The 279-nt window shown below is 50.5% G+C and carries 1 protein-coding gene; it reads right to left on the reverse strand.

Annotation, left to right across the window (positions count from 1 at the left end):
- On the reverse strand, positions 1 to 279 hold a 279-nt coding region (locus tag HGT70_RS16500; RefSeq protein WP_214196584.1), incomplete at both ends, for a chorismate-binding protein.

Here is a 279-nt window from a genome sequence, read left to right on the forward strand (position 1 = left end):
GTGGTAACCGGATGAAGGCACTGAAGGGTGCGCGGTTGGCTTCGCTCAATGCTTGATAAGCTTGCCATTCACAGCCCTGATAGGGAGCGCTAAAGCGTTGAGCTAAATTTACCTGATAGCAATCTCCCGCCAAGATATAGGCTTGAACCTGTTCAAATTTCTGCCGGTAAAGAGATACATCCATATTACTTTGCCAGTCAGCCATCAGTGCAAAAGGTGCTGCTGGTGTGGGAACCTGAGCAGTAAGCCAAGTGAGCCGTCGGTGCGCATCATCAAGGC

Origin of the sequence: Rosenbergiella collisarenosi (genome assembly GCF_018494085.1) — a bacterium.
In the GTDB taxonomy this organism is placed as follows: Bacteria; Pseudomonadota; Gammaproteobacteria; order Enterobacterales; family Enterobacteriaceae; genus Rosenbergiella; species Rosenbergiella collisarenosi.